This is a genomic window from Cutibacterium sp. LaCa_89, assembly GCF_058177555.1.
In genome coordinates this window covers 513,643-529,043 of the sequence record NZ_CP190889.1, presented here as the reverse complement: position 1 = coordinate 529,043, position 15,401 = coordinate 513,643, and the positions used below count along the sequence as shown (strand labels likewise).

Genomic DNA, 15,401 nt, shown 5'->3' with positions numbered 1-15,401 from the left:
GAGTCATGGACGTCCTCATTCTTGGCGGCACGACAAAGGCCCGGCAGCTGGCCACTCGACTGGTCGATGACGGGATCGACCTGTGCACATCCCTGGCGGGACGCACGAAGTCCCCACGACCCGTCCCAGGACCGACGAGACTGGGCGGGTTCGGCGGTGTCGACGGTCTCAAGGACTTCCTCACCGCCAACGAGGTCAAGGTCATGGTGGACGCCTCACACCCCTTCGCCGCGACCATGCACGGCCACGCCGCACAGGCGTGTCTCGATCTCAACCTGCCGCTGGCCCGGCTCGCACCGCCGAGCTGGCGCACCCAACCCGAAGCCGCAACCTGGCACTGGGTGGACGATCACGACGCCGCCGCACGAGCCCTTGCGGACCTGCCTGACGTCGTCCTGCTGACGGTGGGACGCCAACCCATCAGCCATTACCTGCGCCTTGGCCCGCGTCGGGTCATCGTGCGCTGCGTTGACGCCCCCGAGGAGGAGCTTCCCGAGGGCTGGACGGTGCTGCAGGAGCGTGGCCCTTTCACCATGGCCCGGGAGCGCGAGATCTTCTCCGGGGGTGTGGCGACCGTCGTCTCGAAGGACTCCGGGGGCACCGAGCTGGACCCCAAACTCCGTCTGGCAGCCGAGACCGGCGTCCAGATCGTCATGGTGTCACGCGGCCCGGCCCCTGGTTGGGGGGACGAGCTCAGCGAGGTCGACGAGGCGGTGCAGTGGATCAACGCCCACCTCGCGACGGTGAAATCTCAGTGATCAGACGGTTCGTGGACCTGGGTCTCGTCGAGGTCCAGGCCCGCGACGTCTCCGACAACGGTGATGGCCGGCGGCTTGATGCCCGCTTCGACCATGTCCTCGGCAGCCTTCTCCAGGGTCGTCGTCAGGGATCGCTGGGTGAACAGTGAGGCGTCCGCGACGACGGCGACGGGGGTGTCACCGGCAAGTCCACCTTCCATGAGGCGTGCAGCGATGTCACCGATGTGCGCCACGCCCATGAGGATGACGAGAGTGGTGCCAGTCTTGGCGATCTGTGCCCAGTCGAGTTCGGACCGGGTGTCGCCGGGGGCGACGTGCCCCGAGACGACGGTGAATCCCTGGACCAGGTGACGGTGGGTCAGTGGGACTCCCATGAGCTCGGGGCCGGCCACGCAGGAGGTGACTCCGGGAATGACGCGCACCGGGACGCCGGCTGCGGCGCAGGCCTGCCACTCCTCGCCACCACGTCCGAAGACGAAGGAGTCGCCACCCTTGAGGCGCACCACCTTGCGCCCGGCCCTGGCATGCTCGATGAGCAGCTCGTTGGTTCGCTCCTGCGGGACGTAGGGCCCGCGCGGCACCTTGCCGACCGGGATCTTCTCGGCGTCCGGATTCTCGTCCATGACGACGACCGGAGCGAGACGGTCGTGGAGGATGACGTCGGCCTGACGCACTGCCTCCAGCCCTGCAACGGTCAGCAGCCCGGGATCACCGGGGCCACCTCCGACGAGGGTGACAGTGCCGGGAACGAGTTCTGGGGAGTAGGACATCAGTTTTCCTTGGGTTGGTGTGCTGTCAGATCGGAGATAGCTCGGGCGAGCTCAGCATGTGTCTTCGTGTCACGGACGGCGAGTCTGATCCAGCTGGGACCGAGACCGGGGAAGGTCTCCCCGCGCCTCACGGCAAACCCGCGATCAGCCAGAGGAAGACGCACCGATTCGCCGCTGATTGACGAGGTGTCGACGAGCACGAAGGGAGCCTCGGAATCGACGATGGTCAGACCGAGTTCTCGAAGGCGTCCGACGAGGTCGGCGCGGGCCGCGGGAATCTCGTCACGCAGCTGGTTGCGGAACCGAGACGCTTCCTCGGAGGTGCAGGAGACCATGGCCGCGACGGCCGGGGTGGACACCGACCATGGGGTCTGGTGAGCCGCCAGACGTGAGAGGAGTCGCGGATCCCCGACGACGTATCCGGCACGGATTCCGGCCAGGCCGTAGGTCTTCGTCAGGGAACGCAGCACCAGCAGGTCGTCCATGTCGTTGCCGATGAGGGACTGGGACTCGTCAGTGGCGTCCATGAAGGCTTCGTCGACGACGAGGATCCGACCAGGGCGGCGCAGGGTCAGCAGGTCGGACGCCGGGTGCAGCCGACCGGTGGGGTTCGTGGGGTTACCGACGATGACGAGGTCGGCATCCTCCGGGACGAGGGCCAGATCCAGTGCGAACCCGTCGGAGGCATTGAGGATGACTCGGTCGACGTCAATCCCGGCTGATCTCAGAGCTGCCTCCGGCTCGGTGAACTGAGGATGGATGACCGCAGCGTGGTGCGGCTGCGTGGTCGCAATGAGGGGGAAGGCCTCGGCTGCTCCGGAGGTGGGCAGAACCATGTCGGTTCCCACACCGTGCATGGTGGCCAGGGCGTCCCGGGCCGGGGCGGCGTCAGGGTAACGCGCCCAGTCGTGCTCGGTGGAGGTGATTGCGTCGCGAAGCCACTGCGGTGGCTCGAGGACGCGGACGTTGACGGCCAGGTCGACTAGACCGTCGGCAATGTCGCTGTCCCCGTGGTGATTGAGGTCAGGCTCGCCCTCCTGGGCCCCTCTCCCCTCGTGGAACCTCGCCACCTCACGGGCAAACCACGCCGCCTGGGAGGGGTGACCGGCCCAGTGCAGGTGCAGGTAGGAGGCCTGAACGGTGGGACGCCCCAGAGAAGCAGGGTCTCCCAGAGCTCCCTCGGCACGATCGGTGCCGTCGGGCATGGCGATGTGCCAAGCCGGGTCGACGTCAGCCAATGGCGTCGTCGTGGTGCGGTGGAATTCGTGGCCGACGACGCTGATAGAGTTGCGGGTGGCGACCCGGTACCCCATCGTCAGCCTCGTCGCCATCGCCGCGTCCATCGGAAGGACGCCGGCCATGTCGCGCCCGTCGAGGTGACGGCAGAGGTAGAGAAGCCCGGCGCACTCCGCGACGATCGGCATCCCGGCCTCGGCATGGGCGCGGACATCTGCCGCGAGCTCGGTGTTGTCCTCCAAATCCGTGGCGTGCATCTCCGGGAATCCACCGCCCAGGTACAGGCCCTGGATGCCGTCCGGAAGACGTCGATCGGTGAGGGGATCGACGTCGACGACCGGGAACCCGGCCGCCCGCAACATCTCGGTGGTCTCGGGGTAACGGAAGGTGAAGGCTCGCCCCGCGAAGATTCCGACCACCGGCGGCTCGTCGAAGGAATGGCCTTGCCAGCCAGCTGATTGCAGAGCGGCTCGCGGATCCCAAGGCTCGACGTCGAGGTCGGGTGCGGAATCGGCCAGGTCCATAACGGCGTCGAGATCGACGTGTTCGGCGATGAGGTCACCCAGGCCGGCGACCTTGGAGGCGGAGTGCTCCCACTCCCCCGCCGGGACCAGGCCCAGGTGGCGAGACGGCACGAAGATCGACTCGGTGCGCGGAATCCGCCCCAGCACCGGGATGCCGAGTCGGTCGAGTCCGCGCACGACCTCGGCACCATGACGAGGAGAGGCGACCCGGTTGAGGATCACACCGGCGATCGTGACATTCGGATCAAACGTCGCCAGACCTGCCACCACTGCGGCGTGGGTGAGGGACGCATGAGCGGTGTCGACGACCACGACCACCGGGGTCTGGGTCGAGGTGGCGATCTCGGCGCTGGACCCGCGTCCGGTCCCGAGCTGGCCGTCGAAGAGGCCCATCACTCCCTCGATGACCGCAATGTCCGCCGCATCGGGGGTGACGAAACCATGGGCCAGCAGCGGGGCCATGAGCTCGTCACCACACATGACGGAGTCCAGGTTGCGGCCCGGACGACCACTGGCCATCGAGTGGTAACCGGGATCGATGTAATCCGGCCCGACCTTGAACGGCGCCACCGTCCGGCCGGTGGCACGCAGGGCTGCCATGAGACCTGTCGCGACGGTCGTCTTACCGCCTCCCGACGCCGGGGCGGCGATGAGGATTCGTGGAATGCGCATCACCATTCGATTCCCGCCTGACCACGCTGACCGGCGTCGAAGGGGTGCTTGACCTTGGTCATCTCGGTGACGAGGTCTGCGGCCTCGACGAGGGCTGCCGGGGCGCGACGGCCAGTGATGACGACGTGCTGGGTGCCGGGGCGGTTGACCAGTGTGTCGACGACCTCGTCGACATCGAGCCATCCCCAGTCCAGCGGGTAGGTGAACTCGTCAAGAAGGTAGAAATCAAGCGCCTCGCTGGCCAGGAGTTCCGACACGTGTCGCCACCCCTCGCGGGCAGCGGCCTCGGGGTCATCGGCGGCATCGAAGGAGCGTGCCCAGGACCATCCAGTCCCCATGACCTCCCATGTGACGGGACCGCCGGCACCGGTCTCCTCGTGGAGTTTCCCGAGAGCTTGCAGGGCGTCCTGCTCGCCGACATGCCATCGTCCGGACTTCACGAACTGGAAGACGCCGACTTTCCACCCTTGGTTCCAGGCGCGCAGGGCGGTACCCATCGCCGCTGTCGTCTTGCCCTTGCCCTCGCCGGTGTTCACAGCAAGAACTGGCCGTAATCGTCGCTGTCTGGTGGACAGCCCGTCGTCTGGTGTGGCGCCACTGCGCGCGTGCGGCATGAACGACCTCCTTGCGGGTCCGCGCCCGTCGGGTCACGGGATTTCCGTGACCTGACCCGCAGGATCGACCTGGCTCGCGCTGAGGCGCTCACAGTGGCGGGACCGCTCCGGATTCACACCGGATTCCTCCCCGAGGGCCATCGTCGATTGTGTCACACGGGTCGGGTTGTCCTCACCCGGCACTGCCCTAAGCTTCCCTCATGACCCATGATCCTGACGCCACCCTCCTCGGACGCACGCCTGGCCTCGACGAGACGCACTTCGCCCATGACGGCCTCATCACCAAACATCCGGTGAGGGCCGTCGCTCTGGCAGCGTTGCGACCCATGCCGGGCCAGCTGCTGTGGGACCTCGGCACCGGCGCCGGGTCGATCGGTGTCGAGTGGTGTCGCACCGATCCGACCTGCCGAGCCATCGGGGTGGAGCGCAAGGCAGAACGGGCCGCCAATGCCCGCACGAATGCCGCAGAACTCACTCTGCCCGGCCAGTTCGAGGTCATCGACGCCGACCTCGCCAAGGGGCTGCCGGAGGGACTGCCCGACCCGGATGCCATCTTCATCGGCGGCGGTGCGACGGAAACCCTCGTCACCCAGTGTCGACCACGTCTGCCCATCGGGGGACGGCTCGTCGTCCATGGGGTGACGATGGAGGCCGAGATGCTCGTGGAGTCCTTGCACCGGGATCTGGGCGGTGACCTCATGAGGTTCGGCGTCGAGACCGCCGACAGCATCGGCCGGCTGCGGGGCTGGAAACCGGCCCGCACCGTCGTGGCGTGGACCTGGCAGCACACTGAGTGACGACGAGCCACCCAGTGTGCACAGTTGTCTGATCCTGGACTCAGCTGATCTGGGAGGCCAGCAGGCAGGCAGCCCAGGTCTGCTCGGCAGCGAAACGCACATGGTGTGGCACTGCCGAAACCGACAGCGCTGACCTGTTCATGATGACCATCGAACCGCCGCACTGTGGCCGCCCCATCAAGAGTGCCTTGTGCCGCTGATGTCACAACGATGACGTCAACACGGACTGCTCGGCGCCAGGTGTGACAGGATCGCGACGACCTCGCTCATCGTTCGGGGACGCTCATCCATCCCAAGACGCCGGACCAGTTCGAGGGGCCAAGGCAGGTGTAGATGGGCCCTCTCCACCATGGTCACATTTGCGAGTAACTCGTCGATCGGCCCCTGCTGCACTCCCCCGTCGACAACGATGAGCGCCTCGTCAGCCCAGGCCAGGGCCAGGTCGACGTCATGGGTAGCCATCGCCACGGTCGTACCGTGGTCGCGCAGACGGTCCAAAGCCTCCAGCATCTTGGTGACGCCGACCGGGTCGAGTCCGGCGGTGGGCTCGTCAAGGAGAAGCAGATCCGGGCGCATGGCGACGGCACCGGCGACAGCAATCCTCTTGCGTTCGCCGTAGGACAGCTGGTGCGTGGCACGCTCGGCAAGATGGCTGGCCCCGAGTAGCTGCAGGGCCTCGGCGACGCGGTCGCGCACCTCCGCCACGTCCAGCCCCATGTTCATCGGGCCGAAGGAGACGTCCTGGCTCACGTCAGCGCTGAAGAGTTGGTCGTCGGGGTCCTGAAGGACGAGCTGAACCGCCCGACGGTGCTCACGAAGCTGGGTGCGCCCGTGACCGAGCACGGTGTCACCTCTCTTGACCTTGCCCTTGACGGGCTTGAGGGAGCCCGACAAGCAACGCATCAGCGTCGTCTTGCCCGATCCGTTTGCTCCCAGAATCGCCACCCGAACTCCAGCGCGGAAGGACACGTTGACGTCGGTGAGCACCATGGGCCGGCCAGGGTGAGTGGCGTACAGGTGCTCGGTCGACAACAGGGCTTCGTCACTCATCTGAAAATCCTTCCGGTCGTCGACCAGCTGATCGCCCAGACTGCGGCGATGACGATGACGACGATGATCTTGAACCGCGCTGATCCGACGCGTTTGACGGGCAGGGTCACCAGTGCGGACTCGAATCCGCGGTTGACCAGGCCGTCGTTGAGGCGGTTGGCCCTCGTCCAGGCTCGAATTCCGACCGATCCGAGCAGCGCTGCGGTGTTGCTCATGCGCCGGTTAAGCCCGCCAAATTTCCCTTCCGGGGCGTCGCCGAGGCGGGCGTGCTGAGCTTCACCGGCCGTCACGACGGTGTCGAGCAGCACGAAGATGAGCCGGTAGGTCAGGGAGGCGATCTCGAGCAACGGGTCAGGGATGTGGAACTTCCGCAACCACGTGAGCAGATCGACCATGGGGGTGGTGACGGCCAGCACCATGAGGGTGAGGGTGCCGCAGACGCCATGTTCAATCAGTGACATCGCCTGGGCGGTGGTGACCGGCCCGATGCTGAACACCCCGGCATGCCACCAGACTGTCCCGATGGGGGACGACCCAAGGCTGATGAGGACCGAGATCCCGCCGACCACCAGGAAGACGATCGGGGCGGCCATGGCTTGCCACAGCACTCGCCCCCGGATGCGCGCCGGGCCGAGGATGACGATGACGCTGATGATCCCGGCGAGTAGCGCCCCGGGCCAGATGCCGGAGCCGACCACCGGGCTCACCCACGACGATGACTCCATCGACGGGGTACACAGAGCGGTCAGGAGCAAGGATGCTGATAGGGCGACCTTCTCACCAACCGGACGACGCCGCCAGGGGGAATCCCAGGCGGCGTCGTCGAGAGAGGTGATTGTCATGACTTGGCAGTCGCAGTGGCTTCCGACGAGGTGACGGCGGCCTCGGGCACGTCGTCGACACTGTGCAGGTCAGAGGCGTGCTCGGCCTCCTCACGACCCTTCTTCTTGCCGGACATGCGGCCCAACGCGTACCCGGCAATGCCGGCACCCAGGGCAGCCTGCATGGCGAACAGACCGGACTCGACCTCACCCGAGTTCGGCTCGAAGATCGGCTTGATCCACTCCTTGGCGCCAGCCTCCTCAGCCGCGGTGGCAGCTGCGTCGTCAGTTCCGCCGAAGCCCTCCTCCTCGTCTCCGGACACCTTCTTGGCGCCGAGGACCATGCTCAGCACGAACAGGGCGATCAACAGGACGACGATAACCGGAGTCACCCACTTGCTGTTGCCGGTCAGGGAACGATCGGCACGGGTCGGGACTGCAGTGTTCTCAGGCATTTGCCACCTCCGGGGTACGAGCGAGGACGCCGAGCTGCTGAAGCTGCGGGGCGGCGACCTTGGCAAGGAAACGGAACAGCAGGATTCCGATGAAGCCCTCAGCGATGGCCAGCGGAATCTGGGTCACGGCGAAGATGCCGAGGAACTTGCCAACAGCCCCCCAGAAGCCACCGGTGGGATCCGGGAAGGCAAAGGCGAGCTGGAAGCTGGTCACGACGTAGGTGACGAAGTCGGCGAAGACCATACAGAGGAAGACTGCCAACGCGTCGGGCCCGTGGAGTTTCTTGGTGAGCTTGTAGAAGGCGTAACCGGCCCACGGTCCGGCAATGCCCATCGAGAAGGTATTGGCCCCCAGTGTGGACATGCCACCGTGAGCCAGCAGCAAGGCCTGGAAGATCAACACGATCATCCCCAGGAACGCCATGACCGGTGGTCTGAAGAGGGCTGCCCCGACGCCGGTTCCCGTGGGGTGGGAGGACGAGCCCGTGACGCTGGGGAGCTTGATGGCGGAGAGGACGAAGGTGAAGGCGCCGGCAGTGGCAAGCAGGAGCTTGTTCTCGGGGTGCTCCTTGACCTCCTTGACGACTCGGTAGCCGCCGTGAATAACGAACGGAGCAGCAGCTGCATACCAGACTGCACACTCAGCTGGTGAGAGAACCCCCTCAGCGATATGCATGAGGTGTCATCTCCTTTCTCGGGATTCGCGTCCCGTCCTGGAAAGGCCTGATGTGCGCGACAGATCTGACTTCCGATCCACATGGGATCGTCCACAGTGGCGCGTCCGTGCCGGCGTTTCCCGGCTTCAATCACGTCATCAGGACATTCTTGAGTTGTTCAATGGCCAGTCAAACACAGCCACTGCAGGGTTGCATCAAAGGGTTGCCTAACCAAGGTAGCATGCCCGTGTGGCTGATTGCGTAGTGTGGGAACATCCCGATAAGTCGTCATCACCCCTTGTCATCGATAGGAGCACAGCCGTGACCCACGAGTACGTCAACAACGGATCCGACATCTACCGCGAGTCCTTCCGCATCATTCGTTCCGAGGCGAATTTGGATCGCTTCCCCACCGACGTCGAGGGAGTCGTCGTCCGGATGATTCACGCTGCTGCGGATCCCGCCATCGCTGACGACATCGCTTTCACACCAGGTGTGGTCAAGGCCGCCCGCAAGGCCTTGGGTAACGGTGCCCCGATCCTGTGCGACTCCTCCATGACGGCCACCGGAATCATCCGGTCCCGTCTGCCCCGTGACAACGAGACGATCTGTTACATCAAGGATCCCCGCTTGGCCGACATCGCCAAGGCCAAGAACATGACGAAAACCTGCGCCGCGGTGGACCTGTGGGCCGAGGAGGGCAAGCTCGACGGGGCCATCGTCGCCATCGGCAACGCCCCCACCGCCTTGTACCGGGTGCTCGAGGTGTGCGAGGAGACGGGTGCCTGCCCGGCAGCCGTCGTCGGCATCCCTGTCGGGTTCGTCGGTGCAGCCGAGTCCAAGCAAGCCCTTGTCGACTCGCCCCTGGACTTGGAATACCTCACCTTGTTGGGACGACGTGGCGGCTCAGCGATCGCAGTGGCCGCCGTCAACGCCATTGCATCGACCGACGAGCTGACCAACAACCATCGCTGAGAAGCCCCTCACCAGAGCATCGCAGTGGGGCTGAAACCGGCGTCGCCCAGCAGCCGCATCTCACCATCCCAGCCAGGCTCCGTAGCTCGCCTGTCCGGAGATCTGCACCCCTGCTCGCCGTCGTCATGGTCAACGACAACCACGTCAACGTCACAGACACCGCACCTGTGAAGCCAAGGGGTACCGAAGCGGCGCAGCTACCTCTCAGCCCTCGTGCCCGGGCACGGAGGCCGGAATCTTCAGCTGGGGTTTGATCGACGACTGGGGTTCCAACCCCCACTTCTCCAGGCTGACCCTCAGGTGCTCGGCGGCATCGATGTTGAGCGGACCAGAGGTCCACATGGCGTAGGGAAGGTTGAGGTAGCGCTTCTTCTTCACCGCATCCAGGTTCTTGGTCGCCGGATTCGATTCCAAGATCTTGATCTTCTCGCTGTAAGGCTGAGCGTCGTAGTCGACGAAGGCGATGGCGTCCGGGTTCATCTTCGCCACCTTCTCCCAGCCGATGCGCACCCAGGTGTCATTGACGTCATGGGCGCCGTTCTGCGCACCCGCCGCGTTGATGATGGCTTGTGGGCCGCCCTTCCTTCCGCTGGTGAAGACGGTGTCCTTGGCGGAGTCGAAGAGCAGCACCGTCGGGGTCTTCTTGGCCTTCGGAGCCTTCTGAAGGGCACCAAGACGATCATCCATGTCCTTCACGGCCTTCTTGCCGGTGTCCTCGTGCCCAGTGAGGATGGCGAGATTGGTGATGTCGGTACGCACCGCATTCCAAGGATCCATGACGCCGCGGGCGCTCTGGCCGTCCTTCTGTCGACAGGACTCGGTGAGCAGATAGCTGTTGATGCCCTTGCCGTGCAGATTGTCGGGGGTGAGATTGTTCGCCTCGGAGAATCCGTAGTCCCAGCCGGCGACGACGACGTCGGGCTTGTTGGCGATGATCGACTCGAGCGTCATGTAACCCTTGACGCCCTCGTGCAGACTGTTGATGGTGTCGGTTCCGTACTTGGCAGTGAGGATCTCCTTGTCCCGGCCCATCGAGCTCACTGCGGCGATCTGTTTGCGTGCCCCGGCGCTCAGCGTCATGGCGATGATGCTGCCGTCATTGACGTAGAGGCGTTCGGCATTCCTGGGGTAGGTGACCTTCTTACCGCAGTTGGTCACGGTGACTTCGCCGGAGTCCTTGGCGGAGTCGCCGCTCTTGGGAGTGGACCCACTGCCGCAGGCGGTGAGTCCCACGGCCAGACAGGCGGCCATGACGACGGGTAGGAATTTGGTGGACATTTCAGTTTTCCTCTCTGATGAGTTCAGGCAGCGGCGCAGTGCACACGAGCTCCTGGCTGCCATCGGGGGTGGTGACATGGTGTGCGACGACGTGGAATGCCGTCGCGACGTTCGATGGGCTGAGCGCCTCACGGGCCGGACCTGCAGAGAGCACTCCGCCATCCGCCAGGACGACGACGTGGTCGAAGTGGGCTGCGGCCATGCCCAGATCGTGGATGGTGGCGACCACCGTCCGACCGCTGGCGCGCAGCGTGTCCAGCAGCATGAGTTGGTGGCGCACGTCGAGGTGATTGGTCGGCTCGTCGAGCATGATGAGGTCTGCACCCTGGGCCAGGCCACGGGCGATGACGGCGCGACGCCGTTCACCGCCGGACAGGTGGTCGCAGCGACGATCGATGAGGTGGTCAAGTCCGACCAAGGCCAGGGAATCCCGGATGATCCTTCGCTCGGAACGCTGCCCCACCTGCCACGGCTTGCGATGCGGAGTACGTCCCAGCGCAACCATCTCACCCAGCAGGAGGTCTGGCGATGGCGACTCCTCCTGCCCGACGAAGGCCATGAGCCGAGCACGTTTCATGGGGGTGTAGTCGGTGACGGAGGTGCCGTCGAGCAGGACGTCTCCGGAATTGAACTGACGCACCCCGGCGATGGATCGCAGCAGAGTCGACTTGCCGACTCCGTTGACGCCGACGATGGCGGTGAGCTCCCCCGGCTCGGCGGTGAAACTGACGTCGTCGACGATGATGCGGTCGTTGATGCGGCACTGGACGTTGCAAACTTCGAGACGTGTCATGACTCACTCGAGAATCGGTACTGGCTGCGCCCCATGAGGTACAGGAAGATGGGAGCGCCGATGAACCCGGTGACGACGCCGAGAGGCACCTCCTGTGGTGCCGCGATGACGCGGGCGCCGACGTCCACCCACAGCAGGAAGAGACTGCCGATGGCGGCGGCGACGGGCAGCATCGACCGGTGACTGGCTCCCACGAGCAGCCGTGACATGTGGGGAATGACGAGTCCGACGAATCCGATGCCGCCCGAGACCGCCACGAGCACCCCGACGAGTACCGAGTTGCCGACGAACAACGCCTTACGCACCCTGGTGTCGGGGATGCCGAGGGATCGAGCGACGTCGGTGCCAGCCGCCAGGGCATCGAGCCAACCCGAGAAGGCGATCATGAGCACCACGGACAGAGCGGTGACGATGGCTGCCACCCACAAACTGTCCCAAGTGGCACCGGACACCGATCCCAGCATCCAGTACAGCACCGACTGCGCCGCGCGCGGGTCCGAGCTGCGGAAGACGAGGAAACTCGCCAGTGCCGAGAATGCCGCAGAGAGCACGACGCCCGAGAGCACCAGCCGCAGCGGCGTCATGCCGCCCTGGGCCATGGAGATGAGGTACACCAGAACGGCGGCGCCCAATGCCCCCACCAAGGCTCCGATGGTGAGCCGGTGAGGGCCCCAGGAGGCAAACATCCCCAGGGCGATGACCGCGGTGGCCCCCACACTCGCACCGGCCGAGACACCCAGCAGGTAGGGGTCGGCAAGCGGGTTGCGCACCAGGGTCTGCATACCGCTTCCGGCCAGGGCGAGTCCGGCTCCGACGATGATCGCCAGCAGTGCCCTGGGGGCACGCAGGTCCCAGACGATGACATCGATCGTCGGGTCGGGGCCCGGCTCACCAGTGATCCTGGCACCAACCGTGTCAAGAACGCCACGCATTGGCAATGGTTCCGAACCAATGGTCAGCGAGACGACGGCGCTGACGACGATGAGCACGACGAGGATGATCACCAGGGGTGCCACCGGCAACCGACGGTCACGCTCGGCCGACCGTCTCGAGGAAGGCATAGCTGTTCCTTCTGGGTGCGAGGACCTTGATGCGAGGCCCGAACGACACAAGTCATACATGGGGTCTTCGGACTTCGGATCACTCTCGGTCGGCCCTTCCCAGGATCACTCCCAGTGGTCTTGCCGACGTCGTCACCGTCACCGCTGCGCAACAGTCCAGGATTCTCACCGGATTCACTGCGGCCTCATCGGGGCCGCACCATGTATGCGAGACAGGCTAGCACCTGTGACACGCACTTCGCGACGTGCCGTCCGCCAGCCCCTTGTCACAGACATGCCGGATCGCGTGCGGCACACGCCTCGGAACCCACCGAGCGCAATCGACGGGGTACTTCGCACCCACGTGGTAATTCAGTTCGGCAAGGTACCTCGTGCCACACCAGGTGACAGACACCACGACTCCTGACACATCTGCCACAGAGACGAACGGACCACAACACCGCCACCGACAGGATCTCCATACCGCGCAGAGCTCCCCACACTGCGAAAAGTTGTGCTCCCGCCGCCGCTTCATGCCTGGAGTACAACTTTGTGGCTGAAAAATTCTGCTCAACAGCACAAGCGCGAGGGTAAGCACAATTTTCTCGACTGGTTCAGCAGCCAGAACCACAGGGAGCAGCCTCGAAGACTGCACCCAGACACCCAATCCGAGGGTGCAAGTACAATCTTTCGGTCAAAAAGTTGTGCTCCACCGCCCCGAAAGGGGAAGTGCACTTAGCTTTCCGGTGTATCGGAACACGCTCTGCCTGACCAGGAACTTGGCGAGATGGATCATAAGGACTGAAAAAGTCAGGATGCCTCGTCACCTGTCCACAGGTAGTGAAATCCGCGACCTGCCATTGCCTCTGACGAAGGCTGCAGTACTCCGTCAGCCATGAGATCCTTGAGGACCTGTCCGACGTTGGAAGCCCACACATCCAGGATGACGCCCAATTCTGTCGTACTGATACGCCCTCGATGCCGGGCATATTGACGAGCCGTCACTGCTCTACTAGGCACTGAACGCTTCAAACCGCGATTCGCATATTCCATGTCCAGCTGCTTGTTTGCTCTCTTGGAGAGGGTAAACGCGGGGAGGGCTTCGTCGGGAACGCCGCGGATGAGCTTCAGCAAGGGTTCGCCATCACACTCCGTCTGCCGTAGAAGCTCAAGAGTTTCGTGAACTTCCTCGACGGGGACTTGCAGGTAGGGAGCAAGAATGTCCTCGTCGATCCAGAGATGATCAGTGAGGAAACGCATAACCATCAAAGTGCGGAGATTTTGCATGAGCTCGGGAACATTCATACCAGTGAGCCACGATGTCCATGCCACGTCAGGATCGACACCGGAAAGCGTCGTCACCACATAGGGACCGTCAATTTCCCGAATGGTCGGCATGCGAAGCCCCCGGCGAAGCAAATCACCAACCATACGGTCAACTCCGATACCTTCACGTTCTGCAATTCGAAGTGATGCCAAGAGCTCAGTGAGAGCAACGTTTCTGGACGTCGATGGGTGGGTGATGATGTTCTCAGCCGTCACACCTCCGAAGAATCCTCCGGGGCTGGTAACTCGCAAGACGGCTCCTTCGTGCTCGATGAGCGTTGCATCGGGCAGCCCCCATTCACGATGAGCCAACCCATTGACGATGGCCTCACGAATGGCACGTTCCGACAGCTGGCGGACCTGCCCCTCGACAAGTCCCGAAGACACATGCGATAAAGGGTTGTACGCCCGCGCGACGGCGAACGCCCGTTGGAGCTGCTCAAGCAGTGATACCCCACCAATACGTACTCGGTCACCGCTGTCCTGACCGGGCATGTCACGACGTATGTAGTCAAGGCATGGCTCGGGACGCCCCACAAAGACCAGAGCAGCAGCATTGGTGAGCTTGCCCTCACCATCAATGGCGTTCAACCGGGACAGCAACTCACGACTCGTACAGTTGGCCAATTCCACCGCCGCCTCGTCGGTGCTGGCTTGGAGGAAGGCGCGTGCTGCGTCAAGGGCAGCAGGTCGCACTTCCTCCAGGCTCACGTTTGAGAACTGCGCCGACCAGTCGTAGCGGATAGAGTACTGATGGCGGTGGTGCCATGACGTTGCGTCGATCTCCTCGCAATGATCACCAATCCGCCAGCGGATCTTTCCCTTGACCTTGATCGGTTCCAGCGCGGTGGGTGATCTGACGATCAACAACCTGGCATCGTGAACGTGGACTTCTCGGACGTCAACAGTCAACGCGCGAGAGGTGTGCTCATAGATCTTCCTCCGCAACCACTCGGTATCCAAGGATGTACCGATGAGCAATGGTCCATCATCCTTGTCATTGACTCCGACGATCAGAGCACCACCCTCAGGGGTGTTGGCCATGCACGCGGCTTCACCGGCAAGCTGCTCAGCGGCTCGTTCATCCTCACGTCGACCCAGTAGCAACTCACCGTGCTTGCCTCGTCGACTGGAATCCTCCTTGAAGTCAAGATACTTGCATTCCGGGACCCGGTGCCCTGCGTCCAAGTGCTCCAGCGCAGCGTCGATCTCAACTGCAATCGGGTCTGGCCCGAAAGTTGTTCCCATGTGAGCAGTCCACTTCCAGCTACAAGTTTGTGCCCAGAAACTTTTAACCAGGCATCCAGTCCAGACATTGAGTATAACTTTATGACTGAAAAGTTATGATCAAGCTCAGCGACGAGGAGTGCGCACACATTTTCGATGGATCTGAAGTCCCCTCACGATTGGGGAGACAACTGGCTGGCATGTTGAGACAACATGGGCCAACACAGCGGGGCGGCGGATGATTCAGTGCGGTATTTCGGTTCGGCAGGGCACCTCGTGCCACGCCAGGTGGCGAACCCCACGATCCCTGGCACATCTGCCACGGGGTCGCTGGACCACGACCCGCTCGGCAGACCGGACCACCACCTCACCCGGGCCCGCGCACACTCTCACTTACACTGCAAACAAC

The 15,401-nt window shown here is 64.0% G+C and carries 14 protein-coding genes and 2 riboswitches; of the genes, 3 read left to right on the top strand and 11 right to left on the bottom strand.

The features are described from left to right. Positions 1–5 precede the first annotated feature (5 nt). The gene (locus tag ACP8LP_RS02360; RefSeq protein ID WP_004810746.1) at positions 6–758 is read left to right on the top strand and encodes a cobalt-precorrin-6A reductase; all 753 of its coding nucleotides are present in this window, start codon (positions 6–8) and stop codon (positions 756–758) included. Here ACP8LP_RS02360 and cobA read toward each other — a convergent pair. Genes cobA through cobO form a run of 3 tightly spaced genes read right to left on the bottom strand, consistent with a single transcriptional unit; the run spans position 752 to position 4,574 of the window. After that, positions 752–1,528, bottom strand: coding sequence for a uroporphyrinogen-III C-methyltransferase (gene cobA, locus ACP8LP_RS02355; protein ID WP_004810745.1), 777 nt, complete (start codon positions 1,526–1,528; stop codon positions 752–754). The two genes, ACP8LP_RS02360 and cobA, sit on opposite strands and share 7 nt — an antisense overlap. Continuing rightward, positions 1,528–3,960 carry a bifunctional hydrogenobyrinic acid a,c-diamide synthase/histidinol phosphate aminotransferase CobBC gene (gene cobBC, locus ACP8LP_RS02350; RefSeq protein WP_484483262.1) on the bottom strand — a complete coding sequence of 811 codons (2,433 nt, stop codon included), beginning with the start codon at positions 3,958–3,960 and terminating at the stop codon, positions 1,528–1,530. The genes cobA and cobBC overlap by 1 nt, the downstream gene beginning before the upstream one ends. Continuing rightward, positions 3,960–4,574 carry a cob(I)yrinic acid a,c-diamide adenosyltransferase gene (gene cobO / locus ACP8LP_RS02345; protein WP_036979703.1) on the bottom strand — a complete coding sequence of 205 codons (615 nt, stop codon included), beginning with the start codon at positions 4,572–4,574 and terminating at the stop codon, positions 3,960–3,962. Before cobO ends, cobBC begins: the two co-directional genes overlap by 1 nt. A 40-nt stretch (positions 4,575–4,614) precedes the next feature. Beyond that, a riboswitch (cobalamin riboswitch) is annotated at positions 4,615–4,751 on the bottom strand. A gap of 23 nt (positions 4,752–4,774) precedes the next feature. On the opposite strand from cobO, the gene cbiT reads away from it, so the two are divergent. Then, positions 4,775–5,371, top strand: a complete 597-nt coding sequence (gene cbiT / locus ACP8LP_RS02340) for a precorrin-6Y C5,15-methyltransferase (decarboxylating) subunit CbiT (protein WP_202724899.1) — start codon at positions 4,775–4,777, stop codon at positions 5,369–5,371. 216 nt (positions 5,372–5,587) lie between these two features. On the opposite strand, the gene ACP8LP_RS02335 is transcribed toward cbiT, so the two are convergent. The 4 genes from ACP8LP_RS02335 to ACP8LP_RS02320 are packed head-to-tail and all read right to left on the bottom strand — an operon-like array spanning position 5,588 to position 8,373. Then, positions 5,588–6,421, bottom strand: a complete 834-nt coding sequence (locus tag ACP8LP_RS02335) for an energy-coupling factor ABC transporter ATP-binding protein (protein ID WP_065674341.1) — start codon at positions 6,419–6,421, stop codon at positions 5,588–5,590. Further along, the gene (gene cbiQ, locus ACP8LP_RS02330) at positions 6,418–7,263 is read right to left on the bottom strand and encodes a cobalt ECF transporter T component CbiQ (RefSeq protein ID WP_279186945.1); all 846 of its coding nucleotides are present in this window, start codon (positions 7,261–7,263) and stop codon (positions 6,418–6,420) included. The genes ACP8LP_RS02335 and cbiQ overlap by 4 nt, the downstream gene beginning before the upstream one ends. Continuing rightward, positions 7,260–7,697, bottom strand: coding sequence for an energy-coupling factor ABC transporter substrate-binding protein (locus ACP8LP_RS02325; RefSeq protein WP_069101815.1), 438 nt, complete (start codon positions 7,695–7,697; stop codon positions 7,260–7,262). Before ACP8LP_RS02325 ends, cbiQ begins: the two co-directional genes overlap by 4 nt. Next, on the bottom strand, positions 7,690–8,373 hold the full coding sequence (locus ACP8LP_RS02320) for an energy-coupling factor ABC transporter permease (RefSeq protein WP_334355083.1): 684 nt from the start codon (positions 8,371–8,373) through the stop codon (positions 7,690–7,692). The genes ACP8LP_RS02325 and ACP8LP_RS02320 overlap by 8 nt, the downstream gene beginning before the upstream one ends. A 301-nt stretch (positions 8,374–8,674) precedes the next feature. Between ACP8LP_RS02320 and ACP8LP_RS02315 the strand changes: the two genes are divergently transcribed. Further along, on the top strand, positions 8,675–9,328 hold the full coding sequence (locus ACP8LP_RS02315; protein WP_334355084.1) for a precorrin-8X methylmutase: 654 nt from the start codon (positions 8,675–8,677) through the stop codon (positions 9,326–9,328). A gap of 204 nt (positions 9,329–9,532) precedes the next feature. Here the strand turns inward: ACP8LP_RS02315 and ACP8LP_RS02310 are convergent, their stop codons facing one another. The 4 genes from ACP8LP_RS02310 to ACP8LP_RS02295 all read right to left on the bottom strand — a co-directional run bounded on the left by ACP8LP_RS02310 (position 9,533) and on the right by ACP8LP_RS02295 (position 15,013). Then, complete coding sequence (locus ACP8LP_RS02310; protein WP_462575179.1) at positions 9,533–10,606, bottom strand: ABC transporter substrate-binding protein; 1,074 nt, start codon at positions 10,604–10,606, stop codon at positions 9,533–9,535. A gap of 1 nt (position 10,607) precedes the next feature. Next, positions 10,608–11,399: an ABC transporter ATP-binding protein gene (locus ACP8LP_RS02305; protein WP_069101819.1), complete on the bottom strand. Its 792-nt coding sequence runs from the start codon at positions 11,397–11,399 to the stop codon at positions 10,608–10,610. Beyond that, a complete protein-coding gene (locus ACP8LP_RS02300; protein WP_462575187.1) occupies positions 11,396–12,415 on the bottom strand; it encodes a FecCD family ABC transporter permease in 1,020 nt (339 codons plus the stop codon). The genes ACP8LP_RS02305 and ACP8LP_RS02300 overlap by 4 nt, the downstream gene beginning before the upstream one ends. An 88-nt stretch (positions 12,416–12,503) precedes the next feature. Then, a riboswitch (cobalamin riboswitch) is annotated at positions 12,504–12,679 on the bottom strand. Between the two features lie 570 nt (positions 12,680–13,249). Then, positions 13,250–15,013 carry an RNA/DNA-binding domain-containing protein gene (locus ACP8LP_RS02295; RefSeq protein WP_484483261.1) on the bottom strand — a complete coding sequence of 588 codons (1,764 nt, stop codon included), beginning with the start codon at positions 15,011–15,013 and terminating at the stop codon, positions 13,250–13,252. Positions 15,014–15,401 lie beyond the last annotated feature (388 nt).

Coding starts and splice junctions, on each gene's coding strand:
- ACP8LP_RS02360 (WP_004810746.1), top strand. CDS start 6: ATGGACGTCCTCATTCTTGGCGGCACGACAAAGGCCCGGCAGCTGGCC.
- cobA (WP_004810745.1), bottom strand. CDS start 1,528: ATGTCCTACTCCCCAGAACTCGTTCCCGGCACTGTCACCCTCGTCGGA.
- cobBC (WP_484483262.1), bottom strand. CDS start 3,960: ATGCGCATTCCACGAATCCTCATCGCCGCCCCGGCGTCGGGAGGCGGT.
- cobO (WP_036979703.1), bottom strand. CDS start 4,574: ATGCCGCACGCGCGCAGTGGCGCCACACCAGACGACGGGCTGTCCACC.
- cbiT (WP_202724899.1), top strand. CDS start 4,775: ATGACCCATGATCCTGACGCCACCCTCCTCGGACGCACGCCTGGCCTC.
- ACP8LP_RS02335 (WP_065674341.1), bottom strand. CDS start 6,421: ATGAGTGACGAAGCCCTGTTGTCGACCGAGCACCTGTACGCCACTCAC.
- cbiQ (WP_279186945.1), bottom strand. CDS start 7,263: ATGACAATCACCTCTCTCGACGACGCCGCCTGGGATTCCCCCTGGCGG.
- ACP8LP_RS02325 (WP_069101815.1), bottom strand. CDS start 7,697: ATGCCTGAGAACACTGCAGTCCCGACCCGTGCCGATCGTTCCCTGACC.
- ACP8LP_RS02320 (WP_334355083.1), bottom strand. CDS start 8,373: ATGCATATCGCTGAGGGGGTTCTCTCACCAGCTGAGTGTGCAGTCTGG.
- ACP8LP_RS02310 (WP_462575179.1), bottom strand. CDS start 10,606: ATGTCCACCAAATTCCTACCCGTCGTCATGGCCGCCTGTCTGGCCGTG.
- ACP8LP_RS02305 (WP_069101819.1), bottom strand. CDS start 11,399: ATGACACGTCTCGAAGTTTGCAACGTCCAGTGCCGCATCAACGACCGC.
- ACP8LP_RS02295 (WP_484483261.1), bottom strand. CDS start 15,013: ATGGGAACAACTTTCGGGCCAGACCCGATTGCAGTTGAGATCGACGCT.